Origin of the sequence: Klebsiella sp. M5al (assembly GCF_002090195.1) — a bacterium.
Classification (GTDB): Bacteria; Pseudomonadota; Gammaproteobacteria; order Enterobacterales; family Enterobacteriaceae; genus Klebsiella; species Klebsiella grimontii.
In genome coordinates this window covers 2,869,818-2,888,230 of record NZ_CP020657.1, presented here as the reverse complement: position 1 = coordinate 2,888,230, position 18,413 = coordinate 2,869,818, and the positions used below count along the sequence as shown (strand labels likewise).

Sequence of the window (18,413 nt, the reverse complement as noted above, 5' to 3'; positions counted from 1 at the left end):
GAAAATGAATATGAAATTATCTGCCCTGGCTATCGCGACCGCGCTGTTCAGTACTTCCGTTCTGGCCGCCCCTTTAACGCTGCAAACCTACAACCCGCAGGAAAACGCCATTTTCGCAGTGAACTCCACCCTCGCCTCCGGCCCGCATGAAGCGGTGCTGTTCGATGCCCAGTTCAGCGTTAAAGATGGCGAGAAGCTGGTTGAAATGATTCAGAAAAGCGGTAAAAAACTGACCCGCATCGTGATCACTTCCGGCGATCCGGATTTCTACTTCGGCCTCGAGCCGCTGGTGAAGGCCTTCCCGGACGCCAAAGTGGTGGCGACCGCGGAAGTGGTTAAACATATTAACGCCACCAAGGAGGCCAAACTGGCCTACTGGGGCCCGCAGATGAAGGACGGCGCGCCAAAGCAGGTTTACGTCCCGCAAGCGCTGACGACCAATACCTTCTCCATCGACGGCGAAAAAGTGGAGATCCGCCAGCCGCAAAATTACGCCGCCTATGTGTGGATCCCGGCGAATAAAGTCATTCTTGGCGGCACAGGCGTGGCGTGGGGGATGCACGTCTGGACCGCGGACACCCAGAGCGTCGAAAGCCGCCAGCAGTGGATCAATACGCTCGATGAGATGGCCGCGCTGCATCCGCAGCAGGTGATCCCCGGCCATTACCTGGGTACGCCGCCCGCAGGCGACCGCGCAATTACCTTTACTCGCGACTATCTGACCCAATTCGAGCAGGCGCTCAACGCGCACAAAGATTCCGCCGGCGTGATCAAGGCGATGAAACAGCGCTGGCCGGGACTGGCGGAAGAGAGTTCGCTGGATCTAAGCGCCAAAGTGAATACCGGCGAAATGAAGTGGTAATTCCGGCTATCGCACGGGAATGTCGGCCGGATGGCGGCTGAGGCCTTATCCGGCCGACAAACCGCGGTCCGCTGAAGAGACTGTTCTTAATCTGCCGCCGCAACGTTGCTAATCCCGGCAAAATGGGCCACGCTGATTATCGCCGCGCTAAAAATAAGCGGCGTACTTAAGGGTTAAATTTCGTCCGACACCCGTCGGGCTTGTCCTTGAAACCGACACAGGATAAAGGAGTAAGAATGAAATCGAACCAACAGGCACGTCATCTTCTCGGTCTGAACTACAAGCTTTCTCAGCAGAAAAAAGTGCTGCTGGAGGGCGATGCGGAAACCACGGTTAACCATGTTCGCGCCACCGGCCGCAAACGCCGCGGTGGCTAACTTTTCAGCTGAATGATGATAAAAACACCGTCCTTTCCACAGGATGGTGTTTTTTTAACGCTATCGTCCTCTTGTTTACTCTCCTTTGATGCCATCTGCCTTATACTCTGCACGCTGCCATTCTCTGCCAGCCCCCCGCCTGTCGCCGCGCCCGGGCTGAAGCGATTATCAAGGAGTTAGTGCGATGCAATTCACCCATAAGAAAAACCGCTCTCTTTACATCCCTTACGCCGGCCCCGTGCTGCTTGAATTTCCGCTGCTCAACAAAGGTAGCGCCTTCAGCATGGAAGAGCGCAGCAGCTTCAACCTGCTGGGTCTGCTGCCGGAAGTGGTCGAAACCATTGAAGAGCAGGCCGAACGCGCGTGGATCCAGTACCAGGGATTTAAAACCGAGATCGACAAACACATTTATCTGCGCAACATCCAGGATACTAACGAAACGCTGTTCTACCGTCTGGTCGGCAACCATCTCGAAGAGATGATGCCGGTTATCTATACCCCGACCGTCGGCGCCGCCTGTGAACGCTTTTCTGAGATCTATCGTCGCGCCCGCGGCGTGTTTATCTCTTATCAGAACCGCAATAACCTCGACGATATTCTGCAAAACGTGCCGAACCACAACGTCAAGGTGATCGTGATGACCGACGGCGAACGTATTCTCGGCCTCGGTGACCAGGGTATCGGCGGGATGGGCATTCCGATCGGTAAACTGTCGCTGTATACCACCTGCGGCGGTATCAGCCCGGCCTACACGCTGCCGGTAGTGCTGGACGTCGGTACCAACAACCAGCAGCTGCTGGACGATCCGCTGTATATGGGCTGGCGTCACCCGCGTATTACCGACGACGAGTACTATCAGTTTGTCGACGATGTTATCCAGGCGATTAAAGCCCGCTGGCCGGACGTGCTGCTGCAGTTCGAAGACTTCGCGCAGAAAAACGCCATGCCGCTGCTCAACCGCTATCGCCACGAGGTATGCTCTTTTAACGATGATATCCAGGGCACCGCTTCGGTCACCGTCGGTACGCTGATCGCCGCCAGCCGCGGCGCGGGCAGCCAGCTGAGCGAGCAGAAAATTGTCTTCCTCGGCGCCGGCTCCGCGGGCTGCGGTATCGCCGAGCAGATCGTCGCCCAGATCCAGCGCGAAGGGTTAAGCGAAGAGGAAGCCCGCAAGCGCGTGTTTATGGTTGACCGTTTCGGCCTGCTGACCGACGCCATGCCGAACCTGCTGCCGTTCCAGAGCAAACTGGTGCAAAAGCGTGAGCATCTGCAAGCGTGGGACACCACGAATGATGTGCTGTCGCTGCTTGACGTGGTACGCAACGTCAAACCGGACATCCTGATCGGCGTTTCCGGCCAGCCGGGTCTGTTCACCGAAGAGATTATCCGCGAGATGCATAAGCACTGCCCGCGGCCAATCGTCATGCCGCTGTCCAACCCGACCTCCCGGGTGGAAGCCACGCCGCAAAATATCCTCAGCTGGACCGACGGCGCGGCGCTGGTTGCTACCGGCAGCCCGTTCGCCCCGGTCACGCTCAAAGGCAAACAGTACGTTATCGCCCAGTGCAATAACTCCTATATCTTCCCGGGAATTGGCCTCGGCGTGATCGCTTCGGGCGCGTCGCGCGTGACCGATGAGATGCTGATGGCCGCCAGCGAAACCCTGGCGAAACACTCGCCGCTGGTGAATAACGGTGAAGGCCCGGTCCTGCCTGAGCTGAAGGATATCCAGACCGTCTCGCGGGCGATTGCCTTCGCGGTCGGTAAGGTGGCGCAGGAACAAGGCGTGGCGGTGAAAACCTCAGCTGAAGCGCTGCTGCAGGCGATTGCCGATAACTTCTGGCAGCCGGAATATCGCAGTTATCGTCGCACTTCAATTTAATTAATAATAACCGGGCCAAGTGTTTGGCCCGGTTATATACACCGCACCAATCACTTCAGCCTCTGTTGTTTTATACCGATGATAAAGATAATATTTATCACCTTATACAGGATACACAATATATCCCCCTGGACAAGACAAAGGAATGTTAGGTGATAAAATCAAACCCCGACGAAAAGAAAAAAACGGCCAGAACGATCAGAATAGTTTTGGTTCTATTAAGTATTACCGCCATCATCACCGGCCTGTGTCTCCTCAGCGGTGATATGTGGAGGGTAACGCCCTATTATGATTCCATAAATGCTAAAGCCGGAGATATCGTTGGTCTGATCATCTATTCACCAAGTAAATTTTTCTTCGCGTTACTGTATGCCTTCATTGTACCGCTGGTATGGTTATTACTTATCCGTACAATCCACAGTCGCATCCTCCAGAGCTCAATATTCCCTTTATTACTATTTATTCTCGCGGTGATATTCATTTTTCTACACCCTGAAATCACACCAGGCCGCGATGCAGGCTATCAATACAGTCGTCACAATATTTATCATACCTCTATATCATGGCGGAAAGAAAAACCAGGCCACTATTTAAATCATCAGTCGAAATATGAAACCTATCTCCAGGCTAAAGATCCTGATGGGTACATGGAAAGGAATAATATTAAAAGCGCATGGTCCTGCGAAACTCAGCGTTATTCAATGTTTTTCACCCTGTCAATCTATGAGAGCTGGTTTCCTGATGGCGACGCCCGCGTGCTGGAGGCTCAATGTCGCAAAATCACAGACATCCATATGGTCTCTGAAGAAACGCTGCTCGTTGCAAAATGGAACATGAAAAATGAATAATAAAAAAGTTATACTCAACCCTATTTTAAGAATATGGCTGGCGATATTTTCCATAATCATTTTCATTAGTGTTCTCAGCGCGTTCAATGGAGAGCGCTGGCATTTTAATAAAACAGTAGATTATTTCAAAGCGGCAACCGGAGACGTGACAACGCATGAGCTATACACTCCAGCAAAAATATTCTTTGCTCTGATATTCTCTTTTGCTCCGCCCTTACTCTGGTTGCTTGTTGTTAACAAACGAAAGTTAATGGCAGTAACGCATGGCGTTATACCATTAATTTTCTTTTTATTGTCCATTGCTTTTTTCTTTCTCAAACCGGAAGTTATTCCCGGTGGGGAAACGACAACTTACCGCTATGGAGCGCATAGTCTTTATTACGAAAAAATTCGCTGGCAAAAAATGTCCGCTGATAATTACATCAGCACTAAATCCGAATACAAGACATTTCTTGAATACAAAGACCCAAGAGGCTATCGCGAGCCAGAGAATATAAAGAATGCTTATGTTTGTGAAACTGAAAGAGAAACGATATTTTTCACCCTGGTAATAAATAAAACCTGGTTTCCGGATGATTATCCCAACATCATGGACGCGCACTGTACTCAGATTAAAGATATTCGTTCACTATCGGAATACACGCTTTCCAGTGCTCGCTGGTTTCCGATATAGCGCTGGCATCACCAGAACAGGGCTGTGACTGGCTACAGCCCCGCTTGCTTTAAGGCTAGCCAAAACGCTCTTCTCCCTCTACACTGCCAGCACCCATCAACTAACTGAATAGAAAAGGAGGATCCCATGTCGTACTGTGAAATGTTTTTTTCACGTGCATTTGGCGATCGCACCAGCTCAAGCGTTATCGGTATCGTGCTGCGATAACTTCAGCTTGAGCGAAGAAACCAAAGACTAACTCCCTTCCCTCGGGCTTACCGGGTTATCGTCAGCGATGTTTGACGAGGCATTCACATGCCTGTAACTCTTGAGTAAGTTCCCAATGAGCACATTACTAACTGCACAATCTCTTCATGTTGATACGGCGTTTGGCCCGCTGTTCACAAACCTCTCCTTTACCCTGAAAAAAGGCGACCGTATTGGCCTGATTGGCTACAACGGCTGCGGAAAAAGTACTCTGCTACAGGTGCTGGACGGCACGATCGTGCCCAATTCGGGTAGCGTGGCGTTGGCCAATCACTGTCTGATGGCGCGAGTGGAACAGCATCTACCCGATACGCTGTTAGCGCAGCCTCTGCTGCAGGCGGTATTGGCGAAACTTCCCGTCCTTGAGCGTGAGAGCCAGCGCTGGCAAGCGGAAAGGCTGCTGGCGGAGATGGGTTTTACGCCAGATGAGGTCCTGCAGCGGGCGTCGACGCTTAGCGGCGGTCAGCACACCCGACTGCTGCTTGCCAGAGCGCTGATCCAGCAACCGGATCTCCTGCTGCTGGATGAGCCGGGAAACCACCTCGACCTGCCGACCCTCCTGTGGCTGGAAAGCTTCTTGCAGACCTGGCAGGGGAGCTTCGTTCTGGTGTCGCATGATAATATCCTATTGGATGCTGTAACTAATGCCAGTTGGATCCTGCGCGACAGAACCCTGCACGCCTTCTCCCTGCCCTGCAGCGCCGCCCGTCAGGCGCTGGAAGCCCAGGACGCCAGCGACGCGCTGCGCCATAAAGCGGAGCAAAAGGAGATCGACCGGGTCGCCGCCAGCGCTAAACGGCTGGCCATCTGGGGCCGGACGTATGATAACGAAGATCTCTCGCGCAAAGCCAAGCAGATGGAAAAGCAGGTTCAGCGCCTGAAGGAGAGCCAAACCGAGCTCACCGATGGAACGCCCTGGCGGCTGGCGCTGCGCGGCGACATGCTGCGGGCTGACCGACTGCTGGAGATGGAACAGCTCCCCGTTCCGCCCGCGCCGGGTCTGCCGGCCCTGTTCACCGCGGGCCTGGCGCGCCTGAAAAGCGGCGATCGGGTGGCGGTGATGGGGCGTAACGGCTGCGGCAAGTCTTCGCTGCTGCGTCTGCTGTGGCGGCAAATGCAGCAGGAAACGACGGATCCCGGTCTGCGTTTGCATCCGCGGCTGAAGCCCGGTTACTACGACCAGACCCTGCATCAGCTGGCGGATGGCGACACCCTTCTCGACGCGCTGGAGCCCTTTGAACCAGCGGCGGAAACGCGCCGGCGCGCGCTGATCTCCGCCGGATTTATCTGGGCGCGTCACGGGCAAAAGGTCGCCACCTTAAGCGGCGGCGAGCGTTCGCGCCTGCTGTTCGTCGGCCTGTCACTGGCCCGCTATAGCCTGCTGCTGCTGGATGAGCCCACCAACCATTTAGATATGGATGGCAAAACGGCGCTGGCGGCGACGCTGAACGACTACCCCGGCGGCCTGCTGCTGGTCAGCCACGATCGCGAGCTCATCAACCACAGCTGCAATCGCTTCTGGCTTATCGACGAGCGCGGGCTGAGCGAATGGCAAAGCGCCGACGAGGTGTATGACGTTTTACGCGCCGCCGTTCGCCGTCCGCTCATCGAGGAAACAACGGTGAACAGCCGCGAAGCAGAGGACGATCATGATGCGCTGCTGGAGCGGTTAATCATGCTTGAGCAGCTGCTGGCCGACGATCTGGCGCGCAAGCCAAAACATCAAAAACCGCAGCTGCAGGCGCAGTGGCGTAAGGAGATGACGACGATCAATACGAAATTAAGCTAAATGCTGTTCTCCCGGCGCGGCGATTCGCGCCGGGAGATTATTCAGCGCGGGCCTGCTGCCGGCTAAACTGCTGCTCGGTCATCATCCGCCCCCACTGATCCCCCTGCCACTCTTTATGCAGCGTGAAGCCGAAGGATTCATATAGCCTGCGGGCGGCGTTCAGCCCGCTGAAGGTCCACAGCTGCACCGCAGCAAAACCCTGGCTATCGCAAAAAGCCAACGCTTCATTCAGCAGACGGCGGCCAATACCGCTTCCCCGACAGCTATCGTCGAGAATAAACCAGCGCAGATGCGCTTGATTGTTACCGAGATCTTCGCCGTCAATCGCCACCGACCCGACAATCTGCTCGCCCTGCACGGCAAGCCAAACCTGATTGCGCGGTTTATCAAGACGACCGGAAAACTCCGCCAGCCCGCAGGCCACTTTGCTCTCGAAAAAGTGACCAAATCCGTAGTGCTTCGCATAGTACTCGCCGTGCATCTGCGCAATGCGGCCAATCATTCCCGGACGATAGCCGGTAACGATAGCAATCGCCTGTTTCGCGGCGGTCGCCTCAACGTCGCGACATTTTTCCAGCGCCCAGGCCCAGTCGGTGAGGCCCTGAGCAACACCTTGTTTCTGCTCGTCGCTCAGGTGCGCCAGCGCGTTGACCACCCGCATTGCGCCATAGGCGTTAACTTTTGCCACCGTCGCCGCGCCTTTGGCCGTTAACGCAAGCTGCTTAAAACGCCCGTCGCCGGCGGAGGGTATTTCCTGGAGCTCGCCGGCGGTAACCAGGCGGGCGAGCATTCGGCTAACGCTCGATTTTTCGAGCCCCAGAATCTGCACCAGCTGCGCGGCGGTCATCGCCCCGCGCAGCGATATTTCCAGTAAGGTGTGCACGGCGGAAGGTGAATAGTCCGTGGCGGCCAGCGTCGCGCTCATAAAGCCAAGCTCCCGCACCATCAGGCGCGATGCGGTGCGAATTTCATCAATAAGCGGGGATGAGGTCATGGTCAGTCAGCCTGGTCGCAAATGGTTGCATAATACAACCATCTTCAGGACATACGTGTCAATGCCCTGGACTTTCCGGTCATCCGCCCGCGTTAGCATCAAATCGGGGGTCATCGGCGCTTTCGTAGCGTATTGCCTCGTTCTGCGGACAATAAGGCGAAGAAAAAGCGACAGGCACCGGGCGATGCCTGTTTTTACGCTTATTGCACATTATTTGCTTTCCAGGCATCCCATGCCGCTTTAATTTCCTGTTTCGCGGCGGCGGCATCATTAAAGCCGTTCAGCTCCACTTTTTTACGCCCTTCCGGCAGCTGTTTGTAAACGCGGAAGAAAGCCTGCAAACGCTCCTGCTCAATTTTCGGCAGATCGCCGATCGTGTTGATCTCATCGTAGGTTGGGTCGATTTTGCTGGCCGGAACGGCAATGATTTTGTCGTCCTTCTCGCCGCCATCAATCATCTTCAGCACGCCAATCGCGCGCAGCTTAATCAGCGTTCCCGGCGCCATCGGCGCACGGGTGTAAAACACCACGTCCAGCGGATCGCCATCCCCTGCCAGGGATTGGGTCAGCGAGCCGTAGTTAGCCGGATAGGCCACCGGCATTGACTGAAAACGATCGGCGATCAGAAAGCCGGTTTTGGCGTCGGTTTCATATTTGATAATCCCGCCAGCGGGAATTTCGGTCACCGCATAAAACTCTTCAGGATTGTTTTTCGGCTGCGGGAAATCCAGCACGTTCTGCGCCTCAGCGGTAGCGGAAAGCAGAAGGCCTGTGGCAAGGAGTATTTTCACCAGATGCATTGTCGTGTCGCTCTTTCGTTATAAGAATTGAAAAACAGAACGATAGAGGCCGCAAATGAAGCGTGCATGACGTAACGATGACGGTAATGTGACGAGAATTTCATTAATAAATCTGATTAAAAAAACGGCACATAAAACTCACCCCAGCAAGGAACAGCAATTATTCCCTTGATTTTGTGATGATTTAAGCTAAACCTTAACATGCGTAAAAAACAAAACTGTGTTAATACGCTTATGTTCAATAAGGAGAACAGAATGAAAGCTGCTGTCGTCACGCAAGATCATCAGGTCAATGTTACGGAAAAAACGCTTCGTCCACTGCAATATGGCGAAGCCCTATTAAAAATGGATTGCTGCGGCGTATGCCACACCGACCTGCACGTTAAGAACGGCGATTTTGGCGATAAAACCGGGGTCATTCTGGGCCATGAAGGCGTGGGCGTCGTACAGCAGGTCGGCCCCGGCGTGCATTCTCTGAAACCGGGCGATCGCGCCAGCGTCGCGTGGTTCTTCGAAGGCTGCGGGCATTGTGAATATTGTAACAGCGGCAACGAAACGCTGTGTCGCTCGGTGAAAAATGCCGGTTATACCGTCGATGGCGGTATGGCGGAAGAGTGCATCGTCATGGCTGATTATGCGGTCAAAGTGCCTGACGGGCTGGATTCAGCGGCAGCCAGCAGCATCACCTGCGCGGGCGTGACGACCTATAAAGCGGTAAAAGTCTCCCATATCAAACCCGGCCAGTGGATCGCCATCTATGGCCTCGGCGGCCTCGGCAACCTGGCGCTGCAGTACGCCAAAAACGTGTTTAACGCCAAAGTGATCGCCCTTGACGTTAACGATGAACAGCTGAAGCTGGCCGCGGAAATGGGCGCGGACCTGACCATCAACTCACGCAGCGAAGACGCGGCCAAAATCATTCACGAGAAAACCGGCGGCGCGCATGCCGCAGTGGTCACCGCCGTCGCGAAAGCGGCGTTCAACTCAGCGGTAGACGCGGTTCGCGCCGGTGGACGCGTGGTGGCGGTAGGCTTGCCCCCGGAAGCAATGAGCCTGGACATTCCGCGTCTGGTCCTCGACGGTATCGAAGTGGTCGGTTCGCTGGTCGGCACCCGTCAGGATCTGACCGAAGCCTTCCAGTTCGCCGCGGAAGGTAAAGTCGTACCAAAAGTCACCCTGCGCCCGCTGGGCGATATCAACGCGATCTTTAAAGAGATGGAACAGGGGCAGATTCGCGGCCGTATGGTCATTGATTTCCGCCGCTAATCGTCGGACCTCTCCCCGCAGCGGGAGAGGTTTATTTCCCCTTTACACGCGCGGCCCCTTCGCGCAACCGTACATCATCACCAGCGGAAATAGCGGTACCAACGGAATCAGAGCGATCGTCCCCAGCGTGCTAATATCTCTCCGTCATTAAATTATCCAGCTTGAGAGTTAGCTGAAACACATGCGAATACCAGCCCCCAAAAATCGAACCGGCTAACGGACGAAATCTGTCACCCTGAATGGCAACAAAGATATCCCCGGCCCGGCATCAAATGTGGCGGGTATAAATGCTTTTTATGCAAATGCTTAGCGCAAATCCTCACTTCCTTTGTTAAAACGCGCGCCCGATGATGGCCAAACAATAGATAACAAAGGAATTCACCATGCACACCCGTTTTCGCCTGCCCGCGCTGGCGGCACTTTTTTTCAGCGGCGCCTTTTCCGCGTGGGCCGCCGATGCGCCGGTTAAAGGCGGCACGTTAATTTATCTGGAGCAGCAGCCGCATACTAATCTTTATCCACCGGCCGGCGGGTTCTATCCCAACGGCGGGATTCTGAATCAAATAACCGATAAGTTAACCTGGCAAAATCCCGAAACTCTACAAGTCGAACCCTGGATTGCCGAAAGCTGGAGCGTTAACGCCGATAAAACAGAATATATCTTTAAGATTCGCCCTGGCGTCACCTTCTCGGATGGAACCCCGCTTGACGCCAATGCGGTTGCCAAAAACTTTGATACCTACGGGCTTGGGAATAAAGCGCGCCGCCTGCCCGTTTCCGAGGTGATTAATAATTACGATCGCAGCGAAGTCATCGATCCGCTGACGGTAAAATTCTACTTTAAAAAGCCCTCGCCGGGATTTCTGCAGGGCACCGCGACCATCGGCTCCGGGCTGGTTTCCCTCAGCACCCTGGCGCGTAATTTTGAAGAGCTGGGCGACGCCCGCCATATTATTGGTTCCGGCCCTTTTACGGTTAAAGATGAAAAACCGGGGCGTGAACTCACGCTGGTCGCGCGTAAAGATTATCAATGGGGGCCAAAAAGCCTCGCCCAGCAGGGACCGGCCAATCTCGACGGCATAACCTATATCGTCACCCCGGAGGATGGCGTGCGTATTGGCGCGCTGCTGGCGGGCCAGGCCGATTTTATCCGCCAGGTGCAGGCCTACGATGAAAAGCAGGCCACCGATGCAGGCTTTAAAATCTATGCTGCTCCGACGCGCGGCGTCAACGACAGCCTCAGCTTCCGCCCCGATAACCCGCTGGTTGCCGACCTGCGCGTCCGCCAGGCGCTACTGCACGCCACCGACGCGAAACAGGTGGTCGAAACCCTGTTCTCCGCCAACTATCCGCAGGCCACCTCCGTCGTCGCCAGTAGCGCGGCCGGATACGTTAACCTCAGCGACAGGCTGGCTTTCGATCCGGCCAAAGCGAAACAGCTGCTGGATGAGGCGGGCTGGAAACCGGCCGCCGACGGTATACGGGTCAAAGATGGCCAGCGGCTGGCGTTAACCGTCTATGAATCCCTGCCCCAGCCGCAAAACAAAGAGGTGCTCCAGCTTATCGCCCAGCAGTGGCGTCAGGTCGGCGTTGCGCTGGCGGTCAAAGCCGGTGATGCCGGTAGCCGTACGCTGGATAGCCTCGACCCGTTAAAAACGCCGCTCACCGTATCGGAAGTGGGCCGCGCCGACCCGGATGTGGTTAAGAGCATGTTCTTCCCCACTAACCGCGACGCGCTGCTGCAAAAAGGCGGCTCCAGCGACAAAGTGCAAAGCTTCCGCGACGATAAGCTCAACGCGCTGCTGACCGCGATTTCAGCCGAAGTCGAACCGCAAAAACGCCTCCAGCTGACCGGCGACGCCCAGCGCTATCTGCTGGATAACGCCTACGTAATCCCGATTTTTGAAGAACCGCAGGTCTTTGCCGGCGCGCCGTGGGTTAAGGGCGTTAGTTTTGAAGCGGTTGGCCGCCCGTCGTTCTACGGCGCGTGGCTGGAAAAGCACTAAGGAGTCTGCGATGAGCCACTATCTTCTGCGGCGCTCCGGCCAGGGACTACTGGTGCTGTGGGCGGCGTTTACTCTCTCCTTCGCGCTATTGCAGGTGCTCCCCGGCGATGCGGTACTGATCAAGTTTCAGAACCCGGATCTGGGACTGAGCCCCGAGCAGATCGCCGAAATGCGCCTCGCCTACGGGGCCGATAGCCCGCTGTGGAAGCAATATTTCCACACGCTATGGGCCATGCTGCGGGGCGATTTTGGCTATTCGCTGCAGGCCGGGCTGCCGGTCAGCGCGCTTATCGCCAGCAACCTGCCGGAGACATTAAGCCTGGCGCTGCCCGCTTTTGCGCTGGCGGTGGCGCTGGCGTTCACCCTCGCCCTCGCCTCACGGCTACCGGGTCTGCGCTGGCTGAGCAACGCGCTGCAATCGCTGCCGGTGCTGTTTATCTCGCTGCCAACGTTCTGGCTCGGTATCGCCCTGATTCAGCTGTTCTCCTTTCAGCTGCGCTGGATCCCGGTGATCAACCCGGGACCGGTTGAGGGCTTGATTTTGCCCATTATTGCCGTCGCGGTGCCGATTTCCGCCCCGCTGGCGCAAATCCTGATGCACAGTCTGGATCAGGTCGCCGCGCAGCCGTTTGTCGCCGTTGCCCGCGCCAAAGGCCTGAGCGAAACCGGCGTTCTGTGGCGGCACGTTACCGGCAACGCCCTGCTGCCGGTGCTCAATATTGCCGGTCTGCTGCTGGGGGAACTGATCGCCGGAGCGCTGATTACCGAAACCGTGTTTGGTCGCGGCGGTCTGGGACTGCTGACGCAGCAGGCCGTCAATAATCAGGATATCGCGGTACTGCAGGCGGTGGTGATGATCTCCGCCCTCGGTTTCGTACTGATTAACCTGCTGGTTGACCTGCTGATGCCGCTGTTCGACCCGCGCCTGAAAACCGTTATCGGAGGTGCCGTATGAGCCTGGTGGATTACGCAATCGCCGCGCGCCGCCGCAGGGTAAACTGGCGTACGCTACGCGTTCAGCCCGGCCTGCTGCTGGCATGGACGGTAACGATCGTTGCCGCGCTGATGGCGATCGCCCCGCAGCTGTTTACCGCGTATAACCCGCTGGAGGGCCTTCCCGGCGCCCAGCGGCTGGCGCCGCAGGCCGGCCACTGGCTGGGTACCGACCAGCTGGGTCGCGATCTGTGGAGCCGCATTGTTTACGGCGCCGTACATTCCCTCTCCGCCGCGCTGGCGGCGGTGGCGATCGGCCTGTTCATCGGTACCGCGCTGGGCACCCTGGCCGGTGCGCTGGCGGGACGCGTGGAGTCGGCGATCATGCGGCTGGTTGACGTGCTGCTGGCGATCCCCTCTTTATTGTTGTCGCTGACGGTCATCATCCTGCTCGGTTTCGGCACCCTTAACGCCGCCGTCGCGGTCGGCGTCGCGGCAATAGCCAGCTTTGCCCGCCTGGCGCGAGCGGAAGTGGTTCGCGTGCGCCACAGCGACTTCGTCGAAGCGGCGTACGGCAGCGGCGGCACCTTTTTCGCCGTTTTCTGGCGGCATATTCTGCCCAATTCGCTCACCGCGGTACTGGCTTTTGCCACCCTCCAGTTCGGCCAGGCCATTCTGGCGCTCTCAACCCTGAGTTTTCTCGGCTACGGCACGCCGCCGCCGGTTCCGGAGTGGGGGCTGCTGATCGCCGAGGGCCGTAACTATCTCTCCACCGCCTGGTGGCTCACCACCCTTCCCGGCCTTGCGGTGATCGCGGTGGTGCTCGCCGCCAACCGCATCAGCCGTCAATTTAGCGGAGAACGCCCATGAATGTTTTGACCGTCGAGAATCTGCGCATCAGCTATCGTTCGCAGCGCGAATGGCGCGAAGTGGTGCACGACGTCAGTTTTGCGGTAAAACGCGGCGAAATGCTGGCGTTCGTCGGCGAATCCGGTTCAGGTAAAACCACCACCGCGCAGGCGATTATTGGCCTGCTGGCCGATAACGCGCGCCGTGACAGCGGGCGCATCTTGATTAACGGCGAAGAGATCAGCGGCTGGTCCGCCAAACGCCTCGACGGCCTTCGCGGCGCGCGGATTAGTCTGGTGCCTCAGGATCCGGGCAACTCCCTGAATCCGGTAAAAACTATCGGCGCGCAGGTGGGCGAAATCCTGCGCCTGCATCAGCAAAGCAGCGCCGCAGAGCGTAAAGCGCAGGTGCTGGCGCTGCTGGCGAAGGTTGGGCTGAGCCACCCGGAACAGCGCATCGATCAATATCCCCACCAGCTTTCAGGCGGTATGAAGCAGCGGGTGCTGATCGCTATCGCCATCGCCCTGAAACCCGACTTAATCATTGCCGATGAGCCCACCAGCGCCCTCGACGTGACGGTACAAAAACGGATCCTCGACCTGCTGGATACGCTGCGCCGGGAGTCCGGCACGGCGGTGCTGTTCGTGACCCACGATCTGGCGCTGGCGGCGGAACGCGCCGACCGACTGCTGGTCTTTCGCCACGGTGAAATTCAGGAACAGGGCGCGACCGGCGATGTGGTGCGCACGCCGCAGCACGCCTATACCCGCCAACTGCTCAGCGATCTCCAGGGTTCGACGCTGACCATTGCCCCGGCCAGCGGGCGCGTGCTGGCGACCCCGGCGATCCGCGTAGAGGGCATCAGCAAACGTTTTTCGCTCGGCCGCGCGCATTTACAGGCGCTGGACGCCGTGAGCTTCGAGGTGAAACGGGGCAGCACCCACGCGCTGGTCGGCGAGTCCGGCTCCGGCAAAACCACCCTTGCGCGGATCCTGCTGGGATTCGAAAAGGCCGATGTTGGCCATATCGCTATTGACGGTATCGATGCCGGGCATCTCAGCCGCGAGGCGCTCCGCCAGCTGCGGCGTAAAATCCAGTTCGTCTACCAGAACCCCTTTGCGTCCCTGGATCCGCGGCAAACGCTGTTTGAGATTATCGAAGAGCCGTTAAAAAACTTTGACCGCCTCAACGCCGAGACAAGACGCCAGCGCGTGGAAACGGTCGCCGCCCGCGTGGCGCTCGCGCCGGAGCTGCTGTCGCGAACCGCCCGCGAGCTATCCGGCGGCCAGCGGCAGCGGGTGGCCATCGCCCGCGCGCTCATCCTTGAGCCAACGATCCTGGTGCTGGATGAAGCGACCTCAGCGCTGGACGTCACGGTGCAGGCGCAAATTCTCGCCCTGCTGCAGCAGCTTCAGCAGCAGCTCGGGCTGAGCTATCTGTTTATCACTCACGATTTGGCGACGGTGCGCCGTATCGCCCACAGCGTGACGGTGCTGCGGGCGGGCCAGGTGGTTGAACACGGCGACGTCAGCCGGCTGTTCAGCGCCCCGCAGCATGACTATACCCGCGAGCTTATCGCCGCGATTCCCCACTTTTCATCCCCGAGCAAGGAGGTTGCATGACGCGTAAACGACTGGGCTTTTTCACCCGCCTGCTGGACCACGCCACGCCCAAAGAGCGCTATCGGCTGGCCACCGAGCAAATTCGCCACGCCGAACGCCTGGGGTTCGACAGCGCGTGGATTGCGCAGCACCATTTTCATGAGCACGAAGGCGGCCTGCCGTCGCCGCTGGTTTTTCTCGCCCATGCAGCAGCGCACACCGAACGCATTCGTCTGGGAACCGCCATTATCACCCTGCCGATGGAAAACCCGCTACGGGTGGCGGAGGATGCGGCGGTGCTGGATCTGCTCGCCGATGGACGGCTGGAGGTAGGCTTCGGCTCCGGCGGCACCCCCACCTCGTTTTTACCCTTCGGCCTGACGATTGACCAGCGCAGCGCGATATTCGCCGAGCATCTGCATCTGATTCAAAGCGCCTGGCGCGGGGATTCGCTCGCCCATCCGGATAATCATCTTTACCCTCAGGCGCCGCAGCTGGCGGAACGTATCTGGATTGCCACATTTTCCGTCGACGGCGCGGTCCGCGCCGCGCAGGCCGGACACGGATTGATGCTCTCGCGCACTCAGCCGCGTCCGGCCGGGCAACCGACGCTGCCGCTCGACGCGATTCAGAATCCGATTATCGACGCCTATCTCGCCGCGCTGCCCGCGGGCGTCGAGGCAAGGATCCTTGCCTCGCGTACCGCCTTCGTCGCCGACAGCCAGGAGTACGCGCTACAGGTCGCCGAACCCGGTTTACGCAGACAGGCAGCCCAGCATCGCGCCGCCGGCCATGAAATTATTGGTGACACCGTCACCGAATTTCTACCGCAGCTTGACGCTCACGTCGGCGACCCCGCGCACGTCGCCGCCTCGCTGGCGCGCGATAGCGTGCTGCGGCGGGTGACCGATATTTCGTTTCAGGTGCACTCCGTTGAACCATCGCACCGGGACACGCTGCGTTCCCTTGAGCTGATCGCTCAGCACATTGCCCCTCAGTTACGATAAGGAGTCACCATGACGCTAAGTCAGGATATATTGGCCGAACTGGCAGAGATCGCCCCCGATTCCGCTTTAGCCGCGGCGCGCGCCGCGCGCGAGGCGGCCACCCGCCACGCGCAGGGAAGCTATGAAACGCTGTTTGGTCAGCAGGATAACGACTTTCCGCTCGATGAGCGTTTTGCCGTTGCCGCCAGGGTGGCTAAGCTGCATGACAGCGATGCGCTGGCTGCCCACTATGCCGGTTTTGGTATTGCCGACCCCACATCCCCGCGGCTGGCCCCGGCGCTGGCCTTTGCCCGACTGTTAACCTTTACGCCTGTGGAGGCTACGCCATCGCCGCTGGAGGCCTTAATCCGCGCCGGATGGACCCTGCGCGGCATTGTCACCCTCGCCCAGCTTATCGCCTTTGTCAGCTTCCAGAGTCGGCTGGTCACCGGGCTGCGCCTGCTTAACGGCAAAAGCATTACTGTCGCACAAACCCCGGTCGCGGCCGGATTCTGGCATACCTCGCCGCAAACCCTCAGCGGTAAGCGCGCGCCGGTGCGCTTTACCCGCGACGAACTGTACTGGGAGCCCTGGCTGGCGGCTAAACCGCTGGCGGAATTCTCCCCCGATGAGCAGGCGCTGCTGGCGAAGTTCGGCCACAGCGATTCCCCCTATTTCCGCCTGCTGGCGCGTAACCAGCCGATACTGGAGCAGCGTACGTTAACCGACAAAGGCATTTTTTATACTCCCGGCGGCCTGCCCCGCGCCGAACGCGAGCTGGCGGCGACGGTAGCGAGCAAAGTTAACGGCTGTATTTATTGCGCATCGGTGCATGCGCGTAAGGCCGCGCAGCTGGCGAAGGATGAAACGGCGGTAGAGACGCTGCTGGCGGTGACGCCCGGAGAGAACCTGAGCGACGGGCAGACGCCGGGCTGGCAGGCGCAAATCGATTTCGCCGCCGCGATTTCCGTTACCCCGCCCGCCCTGGCCGCCGGCCACCTTGCCGCGGTCGAACAGCAGGGCCTGGATACGCTCGCTCAGCTGGATTTACTGCAATCGGCAGCGTTCTTCGCCTGGGCCAACCGTTTAATGTTAACCCTCGGCGAACCCTGGCAGGAGTAAATGAATCAGGCCAGACGCTGCTGATAGCGGGCATAAATCAGCAGCGAACTGAGGGCAAGAAACGAGAGCAGCGCGGCCGGTAAGGTAACGGAACGCCAGCCAAAATCGGCCGTAATCATCATTCCGCCAAACAGCGCGCCGATGGCGCTACCGAGATTAAAGGCGATCTGGCCGCCCGCCGCGCCCAGCATCTCGCCGCCTTTGGCGTTTTGCAGCAGCAGAATTTGCAGCGGCGCCGACAGGGCGAACAGCGCCGCGCAGCAAATAAACGCCAGGGTTAATGAGGCGGCTTTATGCTCAGCCAGCAGAAAAATCAATAATAAGGTCACCACAATAACGCCATCGGTAACGGCGGCAATACGCAGCGGGCTGTAGCGAACAGAAACTTTACCACTAAAGAGATTTCCGAGAACCATTCCGAGGCCCACCAGCATCATAATGAATATCATGGCGCTCTCACCGAAACCGGAGACGTTAATCATAAACGGCTTAATATAGCTGAACCACGCGAATACGCCGGCATTGCCGAACATCGTGGCGGCAAAAATTAACCACGGCGCGGGCAATTTTAAAAAATGAAACTGCGAGCGCAGGCGCGCCGTGGATTTATCAAACAGCGTGGGCACCCACCAGGCGATGGAGACCAGCACCGCGATATCAAATACCGCAATCGCCAGAAAAGTATAGCGCCAGCTAAACTGATGGCCGAGCCAGGTCCCGGCGGGCACCCCCAGCAAATTGGCGACCGTCATCCCGGCGATCATCCCCGCCACCGCCGCCGTCACCTTTCCTGGCGGGGCGATTTTTGACAGGATAATCGCCCCCACGCCAAAGAATGCGCCGTGCGGGAAGCCGGAGATCAGACGGCCCAGCGCCAGCATCGAATAGCTGGAAGATAAAGTGAAGATGGCATTGCCGATAACGCACAGCGCCACGAGAAACAGCATAACCGACTTTAACGAAAAGCGGCTGGAGAACAGCGCCATCACCGGCGCGCCGATCACCACGCCAAACGCATAATATGAGATCATATTGCCTGCGGCGGGAATCGATATCCCGACATCATGAGCGATTTCAGGTAATACGCCCATAATGCCAAATTCCGCCATCCCGAGACCAAAGGTGCCAAGCGCTAACGAAAAAATAGTCTTTTTCATACAACTAATCACTTGTTATAAA

At 57.7% G+C, this 18,413-nt stretch carries 16 protein-coding genes and 1 pseudogene; 13 read left to right on the top strand and 4 right to left on the bottom strand.

Annotation, left to right across the window (positions count from 1 at the left end):
- The first annotated feature begins 10 nt into the window (after nt 1-10).
- From BWI76_RS13840 to BWI76_RS13815, 6 genes are all read left to right on the top strand, one after another.
- Nucleotides 11-862 (top strand): Vmh family MBL fold metallo-hydrolase, encoded by an 852-nt coding sequence (locus BWI76_RS13840; RefSeq protein ID WP_064371756.1) that lies wholly within the window; start codon nt 11-13, stop codon nt 860-862.
- A gap of 236 nt (nt 863-1,098) precedes the next feature.
- Nucleotides 1,099-1,239, top strand: coding sequence for a stationary-phase-induced ribosome-associated protein (gene sra / locus BWI76_RS13835; protein ID WP_004101955.1), 141 nt, complete (start codon nt 1,099-1,101; stop codon nt 1,237-1,239).
- A gap of 184 nt (nt 1,240-1,423) precedes the next feature.
- A complete protein-coding gene (locus BWI76_RS13830; RefSeq protein WP_004138070.1) occupies nt 1,424-3,121 on the top strand; it encodes an NAD-dependent malic enzyme in 1,698 nt (565 codons plus the stop codon).
- A 152-nt stretch (nt 3,122-3,273) separates the two neighbouring features.
- Entirely contained in the window at nt 3,274-3,969 is a 696-nt protein-coding gene (locus tag BWI76_RS13825; RefSeq protein WP_004138072.1) for a hypothetical protein, read from the top strand.
- The gene (locus BWI76_RS13820; RefSeq protein WP_004138073.1) at nt 3,962-4,642 is read left to right on the top strand and encodes a hypothetical protein; all 681 of its coding nucleotides are present in this window, start codon (nt 3,962-3,964) and stop codon (nt 4,640-4,642) included. Before BWI76_RS13825 ends, BWI76_RS13820 begins: the two co-directional genes overlap by 8 nt.
- A gap of 322 nt (nt 4,643-4,964) precedes the next feature.
- On the top strand, nt 4,965-6,677 hold the full coding sequence (locus BWI76_RS13815; protein ID WP_064371755.1) for an ABC-F family ATP-binding cassette domain-containing protein: 1,713 nt from the start codon (nt 4,965-4,967) through the stop codon (nt 6,675-6,677).
- Between the two features lie 37 nt (nt 6,678-6,714).
- Here BWI76_RS13815 and BWI76_RS13810 read toward each other — a convergent pair whose 3' ends face one another.
- Nucleotides 6,715-7,671: a bifunctional helix-turn-helix transcriptional regulator/GNAT family N-acetyltransferase gene (locus BWI76_RS13810; protein WP_004138077.1), complete on the bottom strand. Its 957-nt coding sequence runs from the start codon at nt 7,669-7,671 to the stop codon at nt 6,715-6,717.
- Between the two features lie 200 nt (nt 7,672-7,871).
- Nucleotides 7,872-8,471: an inorganic diphosphatase gene (locus BWI76_RS13805; RefSeq protein WP_004138078.1), complete on the bottom strand. Its 600-nt coding sequence runs from the start codon at nt 8,469-8,471 to the stop codon at nt 7,872-7,874.
- A 255-nt stretch (nt 8,472-8,726) separates the two neighbouring features.
- On the opposite strand from BWI76_RS13805, the gene adhP reads away from it, so the two are divergent.
- Entirely contained in the window at nt 8,727-9,737 is a 1,011-nt protein-coding gene (gene adhP, locus BWI76_RS13800; RefSeq protein ID WP_004138079.1) for an alcohol dehydrogenase AdhP, read from the top strand.
- 42 nt (nt 9,738-9,779) lie between these two features.
- Here adhP and BWI76_RS28780 read toward each other — a convergent pair.
- Nucleotides 9,780-9,878, bottom strand: a pseudogene (locus tag BWI76_RS28780) (hypothetical protein); the annotation flags it as partial.
- A gap of 242 nt (nt 9,879-10,120) precedes the next feature.
- Here BWI76_RS28780 and BWI76_RS13795 point away from each other — a divergent pair.
- The 6 genes from BWI76_RS13795 to BWI76_RS13770 are packed head-to-tail and all read left to right on the top strand — an operon-like array spanning nt 10,121 to nt 17,234.
- The gene (locus BWI76_RS13795; protein ID WP_004138080.1) at nt 10,121-11,743 is read left to right on the top strand and encodes a TIGR04028 family ABC transporter substrate-binding protein; all 1,623 of its coding nucleotides are present in this window, start codon (nt 10,121-10,123) and stop codon (nt 11,741-11,743) included.
- A 10-nt stretch (nt 11,744-11,753) separates the two neighbouring features.
- Entirely contained in the window at nt 11,754-12,698 is a 945-nt protein-coding gene (locus BWI76_RS13790; protein WP_064371754.1) for an ABC transporter permease, read from the top strand.
- Entirely contained in the window at nt 12,695-13,546 is an 852-nt protein-coding gene (locus BWI76_RS13785) for an ABC transporter permease (RefSeq protein ID WP_049090366.1), read from the top strand. Before BWI76_RS13790 ends, BWI76_RS13785 begins: the two co-directional genes overlap by 4 nt.
- Nucleotides 13,543-15,147 (top strand): dipeptide ABC transporter ATP-binding protein, encoded by a 1,605-nt coding sequence (locus tag BWI76_RS13780; protein WP_064371753.1) that lies wholly within the window; start codon nt 13,543-13,545, stop codon nt 15,145-15,147. Before BWI76_RS13785 ends, BWI76_RS13780 begins: the two co-directional genes overlap by 4 nt.
- Nucleotides 15,144-16,133: a putative FMN-dependent luciferase-like monooxygenase gene (locus BWI76_RS13775; RefSeq protein WP_064371752.1), complete on the top strand. Its 990-nt coding sequence runs from the start codon at nt 15,144-15,146 to the stop codon at nt 16,131-16,133. The genes BWI76_RS13780 and BWI76_RS13775 overlap by 4 nt, the downstream gene beginning before the upstream one ends.
- Before the next feature lie 9 nt (nt 16,134-16,142).
- On the top strand, nt 16,143-17,234 hold the full coding sequence (locus BWI76_RS13770; RefSeq protein WP_064371751.1) for an alkylhydroperoxidase domain protein: 1,092 nt from the start codon (nt 16,143-16,145) through the stop codon (nt 17,232-17,234).
- A gap of 5 nt (nt 17,235-17,239) precedes the next feature.
- On the opposite strand, the gene araJ is transcribed toward BWI76_RS13770, so the two are convergent.
- Nucleotides 17,240-18,391, bottom strand: a complete 1,152-nt coding sequence (gene araJ, locus BWI76_RS13765; RefSeq protein ID WP_004138087.1) for an MFS transporter AraJ — start codon at nt 18,389-18,391, stop codon at nt 17,240-17,242.
- Nucleotides 18,392-18,413 lie beyond the last annotated feature (22 nt).

Excerpts from the sequence above, each read along its gene's own strand:
- BWI76_RS13840 (WP_064371756.1), top strand. The coding sequence starts at position 11 with ATGAAATTATCTGCCCTGGCTATCGCGACCGCGCTGTTCAGTACTTCC.
- sra (WP_004101955.1), top strand. The coding sequence starts at position 1,099 with ATGAAATCGAACCAACAGGCACGTCATCTTCTCGGTCTGAACTACAAG.
- BWI76_RS13830 (WP_004138070.1), top strand. The coding sequence starts at position 1,424 with ATGCAATTCACCCATAAGAAAAACCGCTCTCTTTACATCCCTTACGCC.
- BWI76_RS13820 (WP_004138073.1), top strand. The coding sequence starts at position 3,962 with ATGAATAATAAAAAAGTTATACTCAACCCTATTTTAAGAATATGGCTG.
- BWI76_RS13815 (WP_064371755.1), top strand. The coding sequence starts at position 4,965 with ATGAGCACATTACTAACTGCACAATCTCTTCATGTTGATACGGCGTTT.
- BWI76_RS13810 (WP_004138077.1), bottom strand. The coding sequence starts at position 7,671 with ATGACCTCATCCCCGCTTATTGATGAAATTCGCACCGCATCGCGCCTG.
- BWI76_RS13805 (WP_004138078.1), bottom strand. The coding sequence starts at position 8,471 with ATGCATCTGGTGAAAATACTCCTTGCCACAGGCCTTCTGCTTTCCGCT.
- adhP (WP_004138079.1), top strand. The coding sequence starts at position 8,727 with ATGAAAGCTGCTGTCGTCACGCAAGATCATCAGGTCAATGTTACGGAA.
- BWI76_RS13795 (WP_004138080.1), top strand. The coding sequence starts at position 10,121 with ATGCACACCCGTTTTCGCCTGCCCGCGCTGGCGGCACTTTTTTTCAGC.
- BWI76_RS13790 (WP_064371754.1), top strand. The coding sequence starts at position 11,754 with ATGAGCCACTATCTTCTGCGGCGCTCCGGCCAGGGACTACTGGTGCTG.
- BWI76_RS13785 (WP_049090366.1), top strand. The coding sequence starts at position 12,695 with ATGAGCCTGGTGGATTACGCAATCGCCGCGCGCCGCCGCAGGGTAAAC.
- BWI76_RS13780 (WP_064371753.1), top strand. The coding sequence starts at position 13,543 with ATGAATGTTTTGACCGTCGAGAATCTGCGCATCAGCTATCGTTCGCAG.
- BWI76_RS13775 (WP_064371752.1), top strand. The coding sequence starts at position 15,144 with ATGACGCGTAAACGACTGGGCTTTTTCACCCGCCTGCTGGACCACGCC.
- BWI76_RS13770 (WP_064371751.1), top strand. The coding sequence starts at position 16,143 with ATGACGCTAAGTCAGGATATATTGGCCGAACTGGCAGAGATCGCCCCC.
- araJ (WP_004138087.1), bottom strand. The coding sequence starts at position 18,391 with ATGAAAAAGACTATTTTTTCGTTAGCGCTTGGCACCTTTGGTCTCGGG.